We start from the raw sequence: 15,485 nt of genomic DNA on the forward strand, positions 1-15,485 counted from the left end.
TCTCGTGCGACCGGAGGGGTGACCCGATGTCGGACGTGGAGGTCTTCGACTCCCGGCGCTGCGAGCTGGGTGAGGGGCCGGTCTACGGCCATCGCGAGGGTCGCGTCTGGTGGGTGGACATCCTGGGCCGCCGCGTACTGTGGCGCTCCGACCACGGCGGCGAGCAGGGCGAGCTGAGCATCTCGGCACACGTCGGCGCGGCGGTGCCGGTGTGCGGCGGCGGCTTCGTCGCCTGCCTGCCCGGCGGGCCGGTGCGAATGCTGCCAGGCGGCGGCGAGCAGCGGCTGCCCGGGTACCCCGGCGACACCGACGGGCTGCGCTCCAACGACGCGAAGGCCGACCCGGCCGGACGGCTGTGGCTGGGCACGATGGCCTACGACGAGCGGCCGGGCGCGGGCGCCCTCTACCGGCTCGACCCGGGCGCCGACGCGCTGGCCACCGTGTTCACCGGGCTGACCATCAGCAACGGGCTGGGCTGGTCGCCCGACGGCGCGACGATGTACCACATCGACACCCCGACCGGCCGGGTCGACGCCTACGACTACGACTCCGACACCGGGCAGCCGACGGCGCGGCGCACGTTCGCCGAGATCGAGCAGGGCCATCCCGACGGCATGTGCGTGGATGCCGAGGGCGGGGTGTGGGTGGCGCTGTGGGCGGGGGGCGCGGTGCGCCGCTACACCCCGGACGGGCGGCTGGACCGGGTGGTCACGCTGCCGACCCCGCTGGTGACCAGCTGTACGTTCGCCGGACCGCGGCTGGACACGCTGGTGATCACGACGGCCTCGGTGGGCCGGCCCGATGATCCGCACGCCGGCCTGGTCTACGCCCACCAGCCGGTGGACGTGGTGGGACGCCCCGCGGACTGCTTCCGGGGCTGAGCTTTCTCCACACGGGACCGCCGCGTATAAGCATTAGTGAATCTTCCTCACCTCGGTATGCTGACCTGCCTATATTCGGGGCTATGGTGCAGCGGTTAATCAGCGCTTTCAGCCGGTACAGCGGAATGCTCCGCGCCGGCGTCCTGGGCGGGGTCGTCCTGGCCCTCGCCTCGCTACCGCTGGCCGTACCGGCGGGCATCGGAGCCATGAAGGGCGCGGCCATCCTCGACAGCCTGCCGACCCAGCTCAAGGAGCATCAGGTCGGGCAGACCACGTACGTCTACGCCAGCGACGGCAAGACCCTGATGACGATGTTCTACGACGAGCACCGCAAGTTCGTGCCGCTGGCGTCGCTGAACCCGAACATCGTCAACGCGGTGATCGCCGCCGAGGACGCCCGGTTCTACTCCCACATGGGCGTCGACTTCCAGTCCATCGCCCGCGCCTTCGTGGCCAACCGGCAGCAGGGCGAGGTCTCCCAGGGCGCCTCGACGCTGACCATGCAGTACGTCCGGATGGCGCTGCGTGACAGCGCCACCACCGCACAGGAGGCCGTCGCGGCCACCGAGCAGACCCCGCAGCGCAAGCTCACCGAGATCCGCCTTGCGATCAAGCTGGAAGGCCAGTGGACCAAGGATCAGATCATGGAGGGCTACCTCAACATGGCCTACTTCGGCCATCGCGCGTACGGGATCTATGCCGCCTCCCAGATCTTCTTCTCCAAGGAGCCCAAGGACCTGACCCTGGTCGAGGCCGCCACCCTGGCGGGCCTGGTCAAGGCGCCCTCGTCGTTCGACCCGGCGAACCAGACCACCCCGGCACTCGACCGGCGCAACTACGTGATCCGCCGGATGGCCGAGCTCAACTTCATCACCACCGACCAGGCCAACAAGGCCGCCGCCGAGCCGATCAAGCTGAAGCTCAGCAGCCCGCCGCGCGACTGCGGCTCGGTGCCCGCGAGCACCCGCGACTGGGGCTTCTTCTGCGACTTCTTCAAGAACTGGTGGATGCAGCAGCCGGCGTTCGGGCCCAACCCGGTGGCCCGCCTGGACAACCTGCGCACCGGCGGATACAAGGTGGTGACCAGCCTCGACCCGAAGCTGCAGGCGTACGGGATGAAGGACCTGCTGAGCCGGTCCAAGACCGACATGCGCCTGGCGTACGGCAACGTGGTGGTCCAGCCCGGCACCGGTCGCGTGCTCAGCATGGCCGTCAACCGGATCTACTCCATGGACCAGAGCAAGAACGGCCCGAACTCCGACCCGATCAAGCGGTCCTTCAACGTCAAGGGCAGCTACCCGAACACGGTCGCGCCGCTGCTGGGCGGCGGTGACATCCCGGGTTACCAGGCCGGATCGACGTTCAAGATGTTCACCATGGTCGCCGCGCTGGACTCGGGCATGAAGATGTCCAAGTCGTTCTACTCCCCGCAGCGCTACACCTCGATCTACGTGGTGGAGCCGGGCGGGCCGGCCGCCTGCGGCAACCGCTGGTGCCCGTCCAACGCCAGCGCCAGCATGACCGGCAAGCAGAACATGTACTCCGGCTTCGGCAAGTCGGTGAACACCTACTTCGTGCAGCTGGAGCAGGCCGTGGGCTCGGACAAGGCGGTCCGCATGGCCGAGAAGATGGGCCTGGTCTGGCACACCGACGTGGACCGGCTGCACGCCTCGCCCAAGCACGCCGACAAGTGGGGCGCTTTCACGCTCGGCGTCGCCGACACCACTCCGCTGGAGATGGCCAACGCGTACGCGACCGTCGCCGCCGAGGGCATGTACTGCAAGCCCAGCCCGGTGCTGTCCATCAAGAAGCCCGACGGGCAGGAGCTGACCGCGACCGTGGACGGCAAGCAGGTCGAGGCCGCCGCCCCGCAGTGCAGCCGGGTGTTCAGCCAGGACGTCGCCCGCGCCGCCACCGACGCCGCGCGCTGCGTCACCGGGTACAAGGCCGCCCGTGGCAGCTGCGGCGACTGGTCCACCGGTTCGCGGGTGTACGGCATGATGGAACGCCCGATCGCGGGCAAGACGGGCACCACCGACGACACCCGGGCCGCCTGGTTCGTCGGGTTCACGCCCGAACTGGCCGCGGCCAGCTTCATCGCCGACCCCGACTACGTCAAGAACGTGGCCGGTGACGGCAACTACAACATGCCGCTGGACGCGGTGACCAACTCGCTGAAGTTCGCGCTGAAGGACAAGCCGGTGCGTGACTTCAACCCGCCGTCGTCGGACATCCTCAACTGAGGCCCTCCGGATCGCCGCCCCACCCGCCCGGGTGGGGCGGCGCGGTGTGTCAGGACAGCACCGAGCGCTGCTCCGGCACCCGCCAGTCGTTCATCCAGGACTGTTCCAGGGCCAGCGCGTGGCACAGCGCCTCGGCGGTCCACTGCTCGTACGGCGCGGGCAGGGTCACCGCGTCGGCGCGCAGCCGGCGGCAGGCGGCGTCGAGCAGCCGCTGATCGTGGCGCCCGGAACCGCCCTCCAGCAGCCGCCGCGCCTTCACCAGCTCCTCCACCAGCGCCCGCTCGACCTGCCCGGCCAGCAGCGGCGGCTTGGCGTCGACCTCGACCCGTCGGCCCAGCAGGGCGGCCACGGCCACCGCCAGGATCAGCAGCACGGCGAGCCGGTACACCACGGCCAGGCCGTCCTGCAGCCCGCCGGACGCCAGCGCCGCCGGGCGCGCCCAGCCGAGCACGTCGGCCAGCCCGAGCAGCGGCACCATGTCCACCAGGTGCCAGGCGTAGTCGGCGACCGCGGCAACCGCGACGTCCAGCGCGGGCAGCACGTCCGGGTTGGGCACCCGGCCGCCCAGCTCCGCGTCCGCGGGCACCGCCGCCGGGGCCTGCGCGCTCAGCCAGCCGGCCCGCCACGCGGCCACGGTGAGCACCGCGGCGAGCGCGGTCACCCCGGTCAGCCGGGGCACGACCATACGCAGCTCACGGCTGTACGCCCAGCGGTGGGCCCAGCGCACCCGGTCGGCGTGCGGGGCCGTCCGCCGCGGGCGCACCAGCCGCAGCAGCCGCCGGTGCATCGGGTCGGCCAGCCACGACGGCAGGTCGACGGGGGCGGGTTCGTGCTCGAAGCGGGCCGGCGGCCGCCGCCAGGACCAGTACTCCCGGGCCACCGCCGCCTGCCGGCTCGCCTGGCTGCGCCGGCGCAGGCCGCGTGCGAACCGGACCAGCAGCGCCGCCAGAGCCGTCGCGGCCATGGCGAACAGCACCGGTCCCGGCACGCCGGGCAGCACCGCGGCCGCCGCGACGACACTCACCAGCAGCAGCGCCCCGGCCGCCCACACCACCAGGCGGAGCAGCGTCGCCGGCCCCACCCACAGCCACATCGCGCCGGGGAACGGCAGCACGCCGTCGCGTTCCCGCCGCGGCAGCCGTTCTGTCCGCACCGCCAGCTCGTTGACCCTGGTGAAGTCCGGCTGCAGACGCGTCGTCCCGCCGACGGTCCTGACGTCCATGGCGCTCCCCAGATCTCGCGCCCACGGCGCGGCAACGGTATTCAAGCCGCACACTAGGGCAAATCCGTGCCATTGACAGTCAACTGTCTTACACCTGGACGGACCGGGTGTGCGACACGGTAGTCCGGACAGGTGGACCCACCACCCCGCGGGTGAACGGCCTACCCGGTCGAGCGACGGCCGTGAGCAGCAGCGATCCCGGGCCGGACGACACGAAGGGCGCCTTCACATCGCCATGCGACGTGAAGGCGCCCATCCTTGCTCTTGACGGGGGCGCCGGTCAGAGGCGGGCGAACCAGGCTCGTACGGCGTCCACGCCGTAGCCGTCGCCGAGGGCGGCCATCAGGGCGATGCGGGCCTTGTCCGCCCGCAGGCCGCGGGCCGGGATCGCGCCGAGGCGCTCGGCCATGCCGATGTCGCGCGGCAGGTCACCAGATCCGGCCGGGTGGTGGCTGCGGGAGGCGATCACCACCGGGACGTCGTCGTCGATCAGGTCGCTGATCGCGGCGAACAGGCTCGCCGGGACGTTGCCCTGCCCCGTGCCCTCCAGCACGACGCCCTGCACGCCACGGTCGGGCAGCCCGGCGAGCAGTTCGGGGTCCATGCCGGGGTGGGTCTTGAACAGCACGACGTCCCACTCGGGTTCACCGCCGCCGTACGGTGGGCGCGGCGGAGGCGCGGCCAGCCGCTCGACCCGGCCGTCGACGATCCGGGCGAGCGGACCGGACGGAGCCGAGCTGAACCCCGGCCCGGACGCGTCCACCAGGGTGGCCCAGCGCGCGGCGTGCAGCTCGCCGGCGGCGCAGACGAGCGCGCCCAGGCCGCGTGCCGCCGGGTCGGCCGCGGCGGCGAGCGCCGCGGCCAGGTTCGCCGGGCCGTCGGTGTCCGCGTCGTCCAGCGCCCGGAACGCGCCGGTCAGCACGATCGCGGCCCGCTCGGCGGCCGGGCCGGCCATCAGGTCCACCAGGTACGCGGTCTCCTCGACGGTGTCGACGCCGTGGGTGAGCACCACGCCGTCGTACTCCCCCGCCGCCTGCCGCACCCGGCGGCCCAGCGCCAGCATCGTCGTCGGCGAGATGTCCCAGCCCGGCTCGGAGGTCACGTCCACGACGGTGACCTCCGCGCCGACCGGTCCCGCCGCGGCCAGCAGCTGCGCGCCCGACGCGACGGACTCCCGACCGGCACGCCGCCGGTACGCGATGGTGTCCTTGGTGGCCAGCAGCAGGACCCGGCTGCCCATGGGCACTCCTTCGATCAGGCGGGCGGGTTGAGCGCCGAGGGCAGCGTGACCCGGCCACCCAGGGCCAGGAACACGCGCAGCACGGCGTATCCGGCCAGGGCGACCAGGCCGAGGCGGGCGATGGTCAGCACCACGTGGCCGAGCGCGTCGATCGTCTCCGGGAAGGTGTCGACCCAGCCCAGGCCGCCCAGGCCGATCAGGAAGGTGATCCCTCCGAACAGGACCGCCACGGCGTACTCGACCAGCGCCACCAGCGCGAAGATCTTCGAACCGGTCAGCTGCGGCGACAGGTGCGTGGCGATCAGGACGGCCAACAGCGGGAACGCCATCACGAACAGGTCCAGGAAACCCGACGACTGCGACCGGGAGATCAGGGTGGAGTTCTCCGACGGGATGATCCAGTGCAGGAACTGGAAGCCCAGGTACAGCGCGACGTAGCCGAGCAGCGCGAGCGTGAACAGCAGCCGCAGCGGCTTGACGCTGGAGTCGGCCGAGGTGGTGACAGGGGTGGTCATGGCGGCATCCTAAACGCGCCGTCCGCACCGGACAAAAGATCCGCTCGCTCGTGCGGGCGGACCCGATGCGGCGCGCCGCTTGACGGCGATCGTACAGGCGTTCGAGAATGCGCAGGTGAAGCACAGGGCACAGGCGATCGTCGCGGTACACCTGATCCTCCGGCGCGGCGACGACGTGCTGCTGGGTCTGCGCCTCAACACGGGTTGGTCCGACGGGTGCTGGCACCTGCCGGCCGGGCACGTCGAGGCGGGCGAGTCCCCGCTGGACGCGCTGGTGCGCGAGTCGGCGGAGGAGCTCGGCCTCGCCCTCGACCCCGCGCACGCCGAGCTGGTGCACCTGTTGCACCTGCCCGGGTCCACACCGCGGCTGAACCTGTTCTTCCAGGTCCGGCAGTGGTCCGGCAGCCCGGTCAACGCCGAGCCGGACAAGTGCGCCGACCTGCACTGGTTCTCGCTGCGCAAGCTGCCGACACCGCTGGTCGGCTACGCCGGGGCGGCGCTGGCCCGGCTGCGGGACGGCACCGCCTACAGCGAGTGGGCCGAGGCCGGGTCCGCTGCCCGGTAGGCCAGGTGCCGCAGCCCGCGCCGCAGCTGCACGCGCGAGCCGAAGCGCAGGTCGCCGGCCCAGTCGGGGGTGCTCTCGCCGCGCTGCCAGGCATAGTTCGCCAGCGCGTACGCGTACAGCGGCAGGGCCATCCCGGGCCGGCGGCGCGCGCACCGCGCCGCCACCCGGGAGCCGAACACGCCCAGCCCGAAGTAGACGCTGACCAGGTCGGCGAGCCGTTCGGCGTCGGGCTGGTCGGGTTTGATCCGCCCGTCGCCGACGAGCAGCACGTGGCCCAGCTCGTGCGCGATCGTGGCGACCAGCGGCACCGGGTCGGCGGCGTGGCCGAACGCGACCGCGATCACGGGGTGACCGTCGCGCAGCCGCAGGTGCCCGTCCGGCACCTCGCGCGAGTGCAGCTCCAGCTCCACCCGTACCGGGTCGACGCCCATCCGCAGGCAGATCGCGTCGAGCAGGGTGCGTGCCTCCTGCACGCCGCCGGAGTATCCGGCGGGCACCAGGTCCGCCGGGCGCACCGGCGGCAGTTCCAGCGGCCCGCGGCCGAACTCGCCCACGAGCCACGTCAGGGACGACGCCACCCAGGCGTCCTCCTCGGGACTGACGGGACACCGGGGACCGAACCAACGCATGATCCGCATTGTGCGACGTACACGCCACCGTGAGCTAGTGCCTTCACGGCAGTCGTCCGCGTCTGACGCTTGCCTTTCAGGGTTCGGGCTGGTCAGGGCACCGCTGCGGCGGTCGGCAATCCGACCGTACAGTTTGCGCGGCCGCGCCGCCCGGGCCCGCGAACCGTTGGGAAGGGCACCTTCTACATCGAAAACCGATGTGAAGGTGCCCTTCCTTCGCTCGAACTACGGGTGGAGCCAGGTGGTGTCGGCGCCGATCTTGCCGGGGGCGGGGTTGTTGGGCAGCGCGAGCACGTACACCCGCAGGTTGCCCTTGCCGGAGGCGGTGGCGGACAGGGTGCCGTTGCTGACGGTGATCGACGTGCCGGTGACGGCGTCGGTGTAGACGCCGTTGGGGATGCCGGTGAAGGTGGCGCTGCCGGAGACGGTGACCAGCGCGAAGCTGTCCACCGATCCCCTGGTGTAGCGGCGTTTGTAGGCCATCTGGCCGGTCACGCCCTCGGTCGAGTACTGGCCCATCTGCAGCGCGGGCACAGCCCGGCGGATCTGGTTGAGCCGCTGCAGGTGCTTGACCAGCGGCTTGTTCAGGGTCGTCGCGACGGCCCCGGAGGCGCTGGAGACCACGCCGAAGTCGGGGGCGGTGACGCTGCCCTCGACGTTGGCGCCGTAGTAGGCCCGGCCGGTGCCGGCCAGCGGGCAGGTGGGCCCGCAGTCGATCTGCTTGCCGGCCTGGAATTCGATCTCCGAGCCGTAGTACAGCGTGGGCACGCCACGGAACGTCCACATCAGCGACATGTTCTCAGCCCAGGCGTCGGTTCCCCCGGCGTAGCGGGTGCTGGACTTGTTCGGGCCGTAGTCGTGCGAGTCGACGTACACCACGTTGTAGGTGGCGTCGTTGACGCTGTCGTCGCTGTCCTTGCCGTTGTTGAAGGCGTTGGGCGCGTCCCCGAAGTTCATGTGCATGCGCATGTCGATGATGTTCATGCCGGAGAACTGCGTGCGGTCGGGCGCGTGGTAGACGTTGCCCTGCAGGAACGCGTTGGTGCTGGTGGGTTGGTTGCCGGGGCCGAGGTTGTTCTCGTAGTTGAACTGCTCGATCGCCGCGGTCACGTCGTTCGCGCTGTAGGTGGCCCGCTCCTTCCAGGTGAAGAACTGGGCGGAGTGGTTGACCGAGCCGCGGTTCCACTTGTCGTTGACGAACGCGGCGACCTCGCCGAAGACGTAGAAGTCCTTGGCCTTGGCGGCACCGTACTTGCTGATCAGCTTCTGCTCCAGGGCGGGCAGGAAGCGGCGGTTCCAGGTGACGCGCGGGATGTGCACCGCGGTGTCGATGCGGAACCCGTCGACGCCCATGTCGATGAACCGGTTGTACGCGTCGATCAGGTACTGCTGCACCGCCGGGTTCTCGGTGTTGAAGTCGGCCAGGTCCTCGTGCAGCCAGCAGCTGCGCGCGTCCTCGCCCTCCCAGTTGCCGATCCAGCACTGGTGGAACAGGTTGCTCGGGAACATGCCGGAGGTGGGGCTGGGCCACTGGCAGTTGTACACCTTGTAGCCCTCGGCGCTGTAGAAGCCGCTGAACACACCCCAGTTGCGGCAGGTGTTGCCCGCCGGTTCGGGCGTCGACCACAGGTCGCCGGTGTAGTGGCTCTTGCCCGAGCCCGGCTCGACGGACAGGCCGTCGTAGGTGAACGACGGGTTGGGCACGTCGTAGTACCAGCTCCACTGGCTGTCGCGCACGCCGTACACGGTCGGCGTGAACAGGCCCTTGGCGCCCCAGCGGGAGCTGTGGTTGTACACCACGTCCTGGTAGATCTTCAGGCCCTTGGCGTGGGCGGTGTCGATGAGCGCCTGGTAGCTCGCGCCGGGCGACTCCAGGCGGGCGTCGATGCGGAAGAAGTCGTACCCGTGGTAGCCGTGGTAGTCGTAGTCGGAGCGGTTGAGCACCACCGGCGTGATCCAGACGGCGGAGAAGCCCAGGCCCTTGATGTAATCCAGCTTCTGGATCAGGCCGGAGAAGTCGCCGCGGAACATCGGGTCGTTGTTGGCGGCGTTGCCGGACTTGGTGTGCTGGCTGCCGCCGCGGTTGTTGGCGGCGTCGCCGTCGTAGAACCGGGCGGTCATCACGAAGTAGATGGCGTCCTTGCGCGGGTCGCCGCCGAGCATGGTGCCGGTCGTGGTCGGCGGCGGCGTGCTCGGCGAGGTGGACGGCGTCGGCGACGGCGAGGCCGGGGGCGAGCTCGACGCCGACGGCGAGGGTGAGGCGGTGGCGCACGGGTCGCCGGCGCCCTTGACCCCGCCGGACACGGTCACGTTGCCGGTGCCCAGGCTGTAGTTGGCCCCGCCGTTGTTGTCCCAGGTGCCGGAGCCGTTGTTGAACACCACCTGCAACCCGGTCGCCGTACCCAGGCTGATGGTCTTCTTGCGCCACCCGGTGCAGGCGGCGTCCATCGCCACACCGGGCGCTGTCGTCCAGGACCCGCCGGTCGGCGCGTAGTGGATGTTCACCGTGGTCCAGGCCGCGTTCGGCTGGTAGAACACGGTCGCGGTGTTGCCCGCGCCCGGTGACGGCGTCGGCGACGGTGAGGCGGTGGCGCACGGGTCGCCGGCGCCCTTGACCCCGCCGGATACGGTCACGTTGCCGGTGCCCAGGCTGTAGTTGGCCCCGCCGTTGTTGTCCCAGGTGCCGGAGCCGTTGTTGAACACCACCTGCAACCCGGTCGCCGTACCCAGGTCGATGGTCTTCTTGCGCCACCCGGTGCAGGCGGCGTCCATGGCCACGCCCGGCACCGTGGTCCACGAGCCGCCGGTGGGCGCGTAGTGGATGTTGACGGTGGTCCAGGCGGTGTTCGGGCGGTAGAACACGGTGACGGTGTTGGCGGCCGACGCGGGCTGCGTCAGCAGCGGTACCAGGCTCGCGACGAGACCGGTCAGGGCGAGCGCCATTGCTCCCCACCGGGCGCGAGCACGACGTTGTGCGCTCACGACAGCTCCTCACACGGGGCCGTGCGGCATCGACGGAGGCCGGTTCATCCTGTGTGGATGCGGACACCGTTCTTGCGCAAGGCGATTGAAAGTTTCTGAAAGCTAGCAACAGATTTCAGGCGTGTAAAGAGCCGTACACATCTATGGCATGCGCCTGACCCGCCGCCCCTGCTCCAGCGGCAGCCTGAAATTCCTTTCAACACCCGGCGGGCACGCGACACCGTGCGGCCGCTTGACGGCCGCTCCCGGTGAACGGGTCAGGCCAGCAGTCGCGCTCCGAGCGGGCTTTCGGTGACCGCACCGGCGGCGTCGGCCTCGACGCGGTACGCGTCCGCGCCCTCGGCGCTGGTGACCGCTTCGACCAGCTCGGTGCCGACGTAGTGCAGACCGGTGCCGTCGTCGGTGGCGTAGCCGGCGGGCAGCAGGCCGCTGCCGACGTACCCGTGGAACCGTTCGCGGCGGGGCTGGTCGGGAAAGTCGTGGTGCACGCCGTTGCTGTACGGCAGGAAGGCCAGCGCGTCGGTGACCGGGTCCAGGTCGTCGGAGAACGAGTCGGTGCTGCCGCCCACGTGCCAGCAGATGCTGCCCGCGCTGCCGCCGCCGAGCACCACGCCCGCCTCCCACGCCTCGCGCATGACCGCGTCGAGCCGGTGCGCCCGCCACACCGCCAGCAGGTTGACCACGCTGCCGCCGCCGACCCAGATCAGGTCCTGCGCCAGCAGGTGCGCCCGCACGTCGGCATGGTTGGGCTGCGGAAACAGCCGCAGGTGGGTGACCGTGTGGTCGGTGTCGTCGAATGCCTGGCCGAAGGCGGCGATCGCGGCGGGGTCGTCGCCCACGGCGGTCGGCACGTAGCAGATCCGGGCCCGGCGCACCCCGGTCAGCGATACCACGTGCTCCATCAGCAGGCTGCGCTTGCGCGGCGCGACACCCGGCGGCGGGCGCAGCAGTCCGGATGCGGCGAAGATCTGCGGTGGGCGGCCCATCAGGTGATCATGCCACAACGCCTCGGCGCAGGTCGTGATGTCGATGTTCTGTCCGGAATAGAACACGGATCGTATCAGGGACAGTCCGAACGCGACTTTGTTTCTAGGATCGACGCCACATGCCGTTCCGATAGTAAGGGGAAGCTATGCGGAGAATGCGCAAGTTCGCGGTCGGGCTGTGCCTGGTCGCCGCCACCGTTGCAGTCCCGGTCTCGCCGGCCGCCGCCGTCGACCCGGGTGTCCCGGGCAAGGTCGCCTTCATCCGGGGCGGGAACCTGTTCGTGGCCGAGGCCGGCGGCACCGTCTGGCAGGTGACCACCGGCGGCGGCTACGAGTGGCCGCGCTGGCGTCCGAACACCGACGACCTCGCCGTCATCAAGAACGGCAACCTGTTCCTGGGGCACTACACGGCGTCCAGCCACAGCTTCGCCACCACGCTGCAGATCACCTCCAGCGGCAGCATCGGAGCCGGCGCCTGGTCGCCCGACGGGAACCGGCTGGCGTACGCGTACGGCACGCTGCCCTACTCCCCGACGATCTACATCGCCGAGCTCGGCTCGTCCCCGGCCCTGGCCAAGGGCGCGGCCACGGTGACGACGACGAAGGTGGACTCCCGGCTCAGCCCGGCCGCGCAGGCCGAGGCCGACCGCCTGCCGAAGAAGGCCCAGCGTCCCGCCGTGGCCGCCGCCGCTGCGCCCGCCTGGCACCCGACCAAGAACTCGCTGGCCGTGGCCTGGTCGCCCGACGGCAGGTACATCGCCTACCCGAACGGCGAGTGCTTCGCGGTGTACGACGAGTGCCTGTCCCTGCTGGACACCACCGACTGGACCGAGATCTGGTTCACCGGTTTCGGCGGGGGCGGCTCGCTGCTCAGCGGCTTCGCCACCGTGCCGGCGTTCACCGCCGACTCGTCGCGGGTCATGTGGAACGAGCAGACGATCCCGCGCATGGAGCCCAACCCGCAGCTCGGCTGGGTGCACATCAACTCCGCGCCGATCAGCGCCCCCAACAACCAGACCCGCGTCGGCGTCGACACCGAGTACAACGCCGTCCCGTCCCCCGCGAACAACGCCGACGTCCTGGTCACCGGCGGCCGCAACGGCGTCGCCTGGATCGCCCGCCGCAACGGCCCCACCCGCACCTGGCTCTACCAGGGCTACCACCAGGACTGGCAAGCCCTATAAGAAGGAAGGGCACCTTCTTATCGCTATGCGTAGAGGAAGGGCACCTTCTTAACGCCCACCGGCCGTCGTGCTGCCACGACGGCCGGTGGCGTGCGTGGCCTAGCGTGCACGGCAGACATCCGAGGAGGGCAGTCATGACCGACGCGCAGCAGCCGCAGAACCCGCCGCCACCGCAGCAGCCGCCGTACCCGTACGGCCACTACCCGCCGCAGCCGCCGTACAACACCTACGCGATCCTGTCGCTGGCGCTGGGCATCTTCGTCCTGCCCCCGCTGGGCATCTACTTCGGCATCAAGGCCAAGGAGCAGATCGCGGCCTCCGGCGAGCGCGGCATCGAGCTGGCCAACGCCGGGGTCATCGTCGGCTGGGTCCTGACCGGCCTGTTCGTCGCCTTCTTCCTGGTGTGGTGCGTCATGGCCGTCTCCATGTTCGGCGCGTTCGGCATGTTCAGCGTCGCCGCGGTCGGCGCCTCGTCCTGAGGACCGGCATCGGGCGGGCCTGAGCGGAGCGCCGGAGGTCTGCCGCGACGGGGCGGCGCGGCCGGCGGCCGAACGGCTCAGCGCCTCGGTCAGGCCGGGGGCACCCGGTCCAGGATCGCGGCCAGGTCGAGGCCGGCCGGCAGGGTGCCGAAGGCCAGACCCCGGTCGCCGGCCAGCCGGGAGGCGCAGAACGCGTCCGCGACGGCGGCCGGGGCGTGCCGGACCAGCAGCGAACCCTGCAGCACCAGCGCCATCCGCTCGACGATGCGCCGGGCCCGCAGCTCGGCGTCGGCCGGGTCGGCCAGTTCCTTGCGCAGCTCCTGCCAGGCCTGGTCGAGCCGGGCGTCGCCGCCCAGGCCGGCCACGACCTCCCGCTCGTACGCGGCGAGGCTCTGCGGTTCGCGGGTCAGCGCGCGTTGCACGTCGAGGGCGTTGACGTTGCCGGAGCCCTCCCAGATGCCGTTGAGCGGCGCCTCGCGATACAGCCGCGGCAGGCCGGAGTCCTCGGTGTAGCCGTTGCCGCCAAGGCATTCCAGCGCCTCGGCGACCATCGCCGGCTGCCGCTTGCACACCCAGTACTTGGCCAGCGCGGTGCCCAGCCGCGCGAACTCCTGCTCGCCGCGATCGTCGCGGGCCGCCCGGTCGACGGCGCCCGCGACCCGCATGACCAGTGTCGTCGCGGCCTCGGACTCGATCGCCAGGTCGGCGAGGACGTTGCGCATCAGCGGCTTGTCCAGCAGCGGGCCGCCGAACGCGTGCCGGTGCCGGGCGTGGTGCACGGCCTGCGTCAGCGCGGCCCGCATGCCGGCGGCCGAGCCGAGGCTGGAATCGAGCCGGGTCAGCGACACCATCTCGATGATGACGGCCACGCCCCGGCCCTGCTCGCCGACGAGCCAGGCGACGGTGTCGTCGAACTCGGGTTCGCTGCTGGCGTTGCTGCGGTTGCCGAGCTTGTCCTTGAGCCGCTGGATGCGGAACGTGTTGCGGGTCCCGTCGGGCAGCACCCGGGGCACCAGGAAGCAGGACAGCCCACCGGGCGCCTGGGCCAGCACGAGGAACAGGTCGTTCATGGGCGCGCTGGTGAACCACTTGTGCCCGCGCAGCAGCCAGGCTCCGTCCCCGGCCGGAGTGGCCGTGGTGGTGTTGGTCCGTACGTCCGAGCCGCCCTGCTTCTCGGTCATGCCCATGCCCGCGAGCAGGCCCCCCTTGGTCTGCGGGGCGCGCAGGCCGGGGTCGTACACCCGGCCGGTGAGCAGCGGCTCGAAGCGCGCGGCCAGGTCGGGCTGGGCGCGCAGCGCGGGCACCGCGGCGTACGTCATCGAGATCGGGCACGTGTGGCCCTGCTCGACGGTGCTCCACACCAGCAGCCCCGCGGCGCGGGCCACGTGCGCGCCGGGCCGCGGGTCGGCCCACGGGGCACCGGCGAGCCCTTCGGTGACGGCGACCCGCATCAGCTCGTGCCAGGACGGGTGGAAGTCGACCTCGTCGACGCGGTTGCCGTAGCGGTCGTGGGTGCGCAGCACCGGGGTGTGCCGGTTCGCCTGGTCCCCCCAGGCCTGGGCCTGCTCGGTGCCCGCGAGCCGGCCGAGCCGGTGCAGGTCGTCGAGGTGCCAGGCCGCGCCCTCGCGGGCCACCGCCTCCAGCAGCGCCGGGTCGGCGGCGACGTCGTGCCCGGCCAGCGGCGGCGCCTGGTTGAAGACCTCGTGGGTGGCGGCCATCCCCACATCCTGCCCTACCGGCTGAACGAGCGTTAGCCCTCCGGGAGCGTCGCCGTCGCGGCAGGCCCGCCCTGCTCGGGTGTCGTCACGGCCTCGCCGCCCGCCGCGGCCGTCGTCGCATCCGGTCCGCGGACCAGCCGTATCCACCCGGCCAGGTTGCCCAGCGCCACCAGCACCAGCGCCAGCAGCGCGAACCCGAACCCGCCCTGGTCCTGCACGAAGTCGCCGACCTCCTTGCCCGCCGGCAGCGGTCCGGTGAGCTGCTCGCGCAGCCGCTCCTCCACCAGCACCCGTACGGTGGCCTGGTTGACCAGCAGGAACAGTGCCGCGATCGCGGCGAGCGCGGCCACCACGCCGCGGCGGGTGCGGGCCCGGCCGACCCCGATCGCGACGAGCACGCCGACGACGAGCACCACCAGCACCGCGCCCGCCAGCGGCTGCGGGGCGAGCACGTCGCTGCGCCGCTGCTCGGGCGGCAGCAGCTTGTCCGCGGTGACGTCGGGGGTGCCGCCGACGGCCAGGTCCCAGCCGGTGTAGGTGGTCGTGCCGCCCGGCGCGGCGCGGCCGTAGCCGCCGGGCGCCTCGCAGGACACGGTCAGGAACGGGGCCAGGAACAGCAGGCCCGCCAGCACCAGCCCGGCCGGGCTGAGCAGCCGGGAGAACCGGCGCACCGATCGACGCTCGTCGTCTGCCATTCGCGACAGCGTAGGCGGCTGACGCCCTCCCGTCACCCCCACCCGCGCTCCCCCCGCCGCCGGGTTCACCGGGCGGGCGCGAGCCGCGTGCGGTTTCGGGGAAACTGCACGAATGCCCGGGGCCAGTGCGCCACTTTCCCCGAAAC

General features: G+C 71.5%; 13 protein-coding genes. 5 read left to right on the top strand and 8 right to left on the bottom strand.

The window, feature by feature from the left end; translation table 11 throughout:
- The first annotated feature begins 26 nt into the window (after positions 1–26).
- Entirely contained in the window at positions 27–881 is an 855-nt protein-coding gene (locus F6W97_RS13010) for an SMP-30/gluconolactonase/LRE family protein (protein ID WP_155370524.1), read from the top strand.
- Positions 882–964: 83 nt separating this feature from the next.
- Complete coding sequence (locus F6W97_RS13015) at positions 965–3,124, top strand: transglycosylase domain-containing protein (protein WP_155370525.1); 2,160 nt, start codon at positions 965–967, stop codon at positions 3,122–3,124.
- A gap of 49 nt (positions 3,125–3,173) precedes the next feature.
- On the opposite strand, the gene F6W97_RS13020 is transcribed toward F6W97_RS13015, so the two are convergent.
- From F6W97_RS13020 to F6W97_RS13030, 3 genes are all read right to left on the bottom strand, one after another.
- Positions 3,174–4,346, bottom strand: a complete 1,173-nt coding sequence (locus tag F6W97_RS13020; protein ID WP_155370526.1) for a hypothetical protein — start codon at positions 4,344–4,346, stop codon at positions 3,174–3,176.
- 280 nt (positions 4,347–4,626) lie between these two features.
- Complete coding sequence (locus tag F6W97_RS13025; protein WP_155370527.1) at positions 4,627–5,586, bottom strand: asparaginase; 960 nt, start codon at positions 5,584–5,586, stop codon at positions 4,627–4,629.
- Between the two features lie 14 nt (positions 5,587–5,600).
- The gene (locus F6W97_RS13030; protein WP_155370528.1) at positions 5,601–6,101 is read right to left on the bottom strand and encodes a hypothetical protein; all 501 of its coding nucleotides are present in this window, start codon (positions 6,099–6,101) and stop codon (positions 5,601–5,603) included.
- A gap of 115 nt (positions 6,102–6,216) precedes the next feature.
- Here F6W97_RS13030 and F6W97_RS13035 point away from each other — a divergent pair, with 115 nt between their 5' ends.
- Positions 6,217–6,666 (top strand): NUDIX hydrolase, encoded by a 450-nt coding sequence (locus F6W97_RS13035; RefSeq protein WP_155370529.1) that lies wholly within the window; start codon positions 6,217–6,219, stop codon positions 6,664–6,666.
- On the opposite strand, the gene F6W97_RS13040 is transcribed toward F6W97_RS13035, so the two are convergent.
- The 3 genes from F6W97_RS13040 to F6W97_RS13050 all read right to left on the bottom strand — a co-directional run bounded on the left by F6W97_RS13040 (position 6,627) and on the right by F6W97_RS13050 (position 11,263).
- The gene (locus F6W97_RS13040; RefSeq protein ID WP_155370530.1) at positions 6,627–7,295 is read right to left on the bottom strand and encodes an ImmA/IrrE family metallo-endopeptidase; all 669 of its coding nucleotides are present in this window, start codon (positions 7,293–7,295) and stop codon (positions 6,627–6,629) included. The genes F6W97_RS13035 and F6W97_RS13040 overlap by 40 nt on opposite strands.
- A 225-nt stretch (positions 7,296–7,520) precedes the next feature.
- On the bottom strand, positions 7,521–10,277 hold the full coding sequence (locus F6W97_RS13045) for a carbohydrate binding domain-containing protein (protein ID WP_230686630.1): 2,757 nt from the start codon (positions 10,275–10,277) through the stop codon (positions 7,521–7,523).
- A gap of 257 nt (positions 10,278–10,534) precedes the next feature.
- The gene (locus F6W97_RS13050) at positions 10,535–11,263 is read right to left on the bottom strand and encodes a Type 1 glutamine amidotransferase-like domain-containing protein (protein WP_155370602.1); all 729 of its coding nucleotides are present in this window, start codon (positions 11,261–11,263) and stop codon (positions 10,535–10,537) included.
- A gap of 146 nt (positions 11,264–11,409) precedes the next feature.
- Here F6W97_RS13050 and F6W97_RS13055 point away from each other — a divergent pair, with 146 nt between their 5' ends.
- Together F6W97_RS13055 and F6W97_RS13060 are read left to right on the top strand one after the other, a co-directional pair.
- On the top strand, positions 11,410–12,447 hold the full coding sequence (locus F6W97_RS13055) for a PD40 domain-containing protein (RefSeq protein ID WP_155370531.1): 1,038 nt from the start codon (positions 11,410–11,412) through the stop codon (positions 12,445–12,447).
- Between the two features lie 134 nt (positions 12,448–12,581).
- On the top strand, positions 12,582–12,926 hold the full coding sequence (locus tag F6W97_RS13060; protein WP_155370532.1) for a DUF4190 domain-containing protein: 345 nt from the start codon (positions 12,582–12,584) through the stop codon (positions 12,924–12,926).
- A gap of 89 nt (positions 12,927–13,015) precedes the next feature.
- On the opposite strand, the gene F6W97_RS13065 is transcribed toward F6W97_RS13060, so the two are convergent.
- Both F6W97_RS13065 and F6W97_RS13070 read right to left on the bottom strand, forming a co-directional pair.
- Positions 13,016–14,644 carry an acyl-CoA dehydrogenase family protein gene (locus F6W97_RS13065; protein ID WP_155370533.1) on the bottom strand — a complete coding sequence of 543 codons (1,629 nt, stop codon included), beginning with the start codon at positions 14,642–14,644 and terminating at the stop codon, positions 13,016–13,018.
- A 32-nt stretch (positions 14,645–14,676) separates the two neighbouring features.
- Positions 14,677–15,339, bottom strand: coding sequence for a hypothetical protein (locus F6W97_RS13070; protein ID WP_155370534.1), 663 nt, complete (start codon positions 15,337–15,339; stop codon positions 14,677–14,679).
- Between the last annotated feature and the right edge of the window lie 146 nt (positions 15,340–15,485).

It is taken from the genome of Catellatospora vulcania (assembly GCF_009720385.1).
Classification (GTDB): domain Bacteria; phylum Actinomycetota; class Actinomycetes; order Mycobacteriales; family Micromonosporaceae; genus Catellatospora; species Catellatospora vulcania.

Coding starts and splice junctions, on each gene's coding strand:
- F6W97_RS13010 (WP_155370524.1), top strand. CDS start 27: ATGTCGGACGTGGAGGTCTTCGACTCCCGGCGCTGCGAGCTGGGTGAG.
- F6W97_RS13015 (WP_155370525.1), top strand. CDS start 965: ATGGTGCAGCGGTTAATCAGCGCTTTCAGCCGGTACAGCGGAATGCTC.
- F6W97_RS13020 (WP_155370526.1), bottom strand. CDS start 4,346: ATGGACGTCAGGACCGTCGGCGGGACGACGCGTCTGCAGCCGGACTTC.
- F6W97_RS13025 (WP_155370527.1), bottom strand. CDS start 5,586: ATGGGCAGCCGGGTCCTGCTGCTGGCCACCAAGGACACCATCGCGTAC.
- F6W97_RS13030 (WP_155370528.1), bottom strand. CDS start 6,101: ATGACCACCCCTGTCACCACCTCGGCCGACTCCAGCGTCAAGCCGCTG.
- F6W97_RS13040 (WP_155370530.1), bottom strand. CDS start 7,295: ATGCGTTGGTTCGGTCCCCGGTGTCCCGTCAGTCCCGAGGAGGACGCC.
- F6W97_RS13050 (WP_155370602.1), bottom strand. CDS start 11,263: ATGGGCCGCCCACCGCAGATCTTCGCCGCATCCGGACTGCTGCGCCCG.
- F6W97_RS13055 (WP_155370531.1), top strand. CDS start 11,410: ATGCGGAGAATGCGCAAGTTCGCGGTCGGGCTGTGCCTGGTCGCCGCC.
- F6W97_RS13060 (WP_155370532.1), top strand. CDS start 12,582: ATGACCGACGCGCAGCAGCCGCAGAACCCGCCGCCACCGCAGCAGCCG.
- F6W97_RS13065 (WP_155370533.1), bottom strand. CDS start 14,644: ATGGCCGCCACCCACGAGGTCTTCAACCAGGCGCCGCCGCTGGCCGGG.
- F6W97_RS13070 (WP_155370534.1), bottom strand. CDS start 15,339: ATGGCAGACGACGAGCGTCGATCGGTGCGCCGGTTCTCCCGGCTGCTC.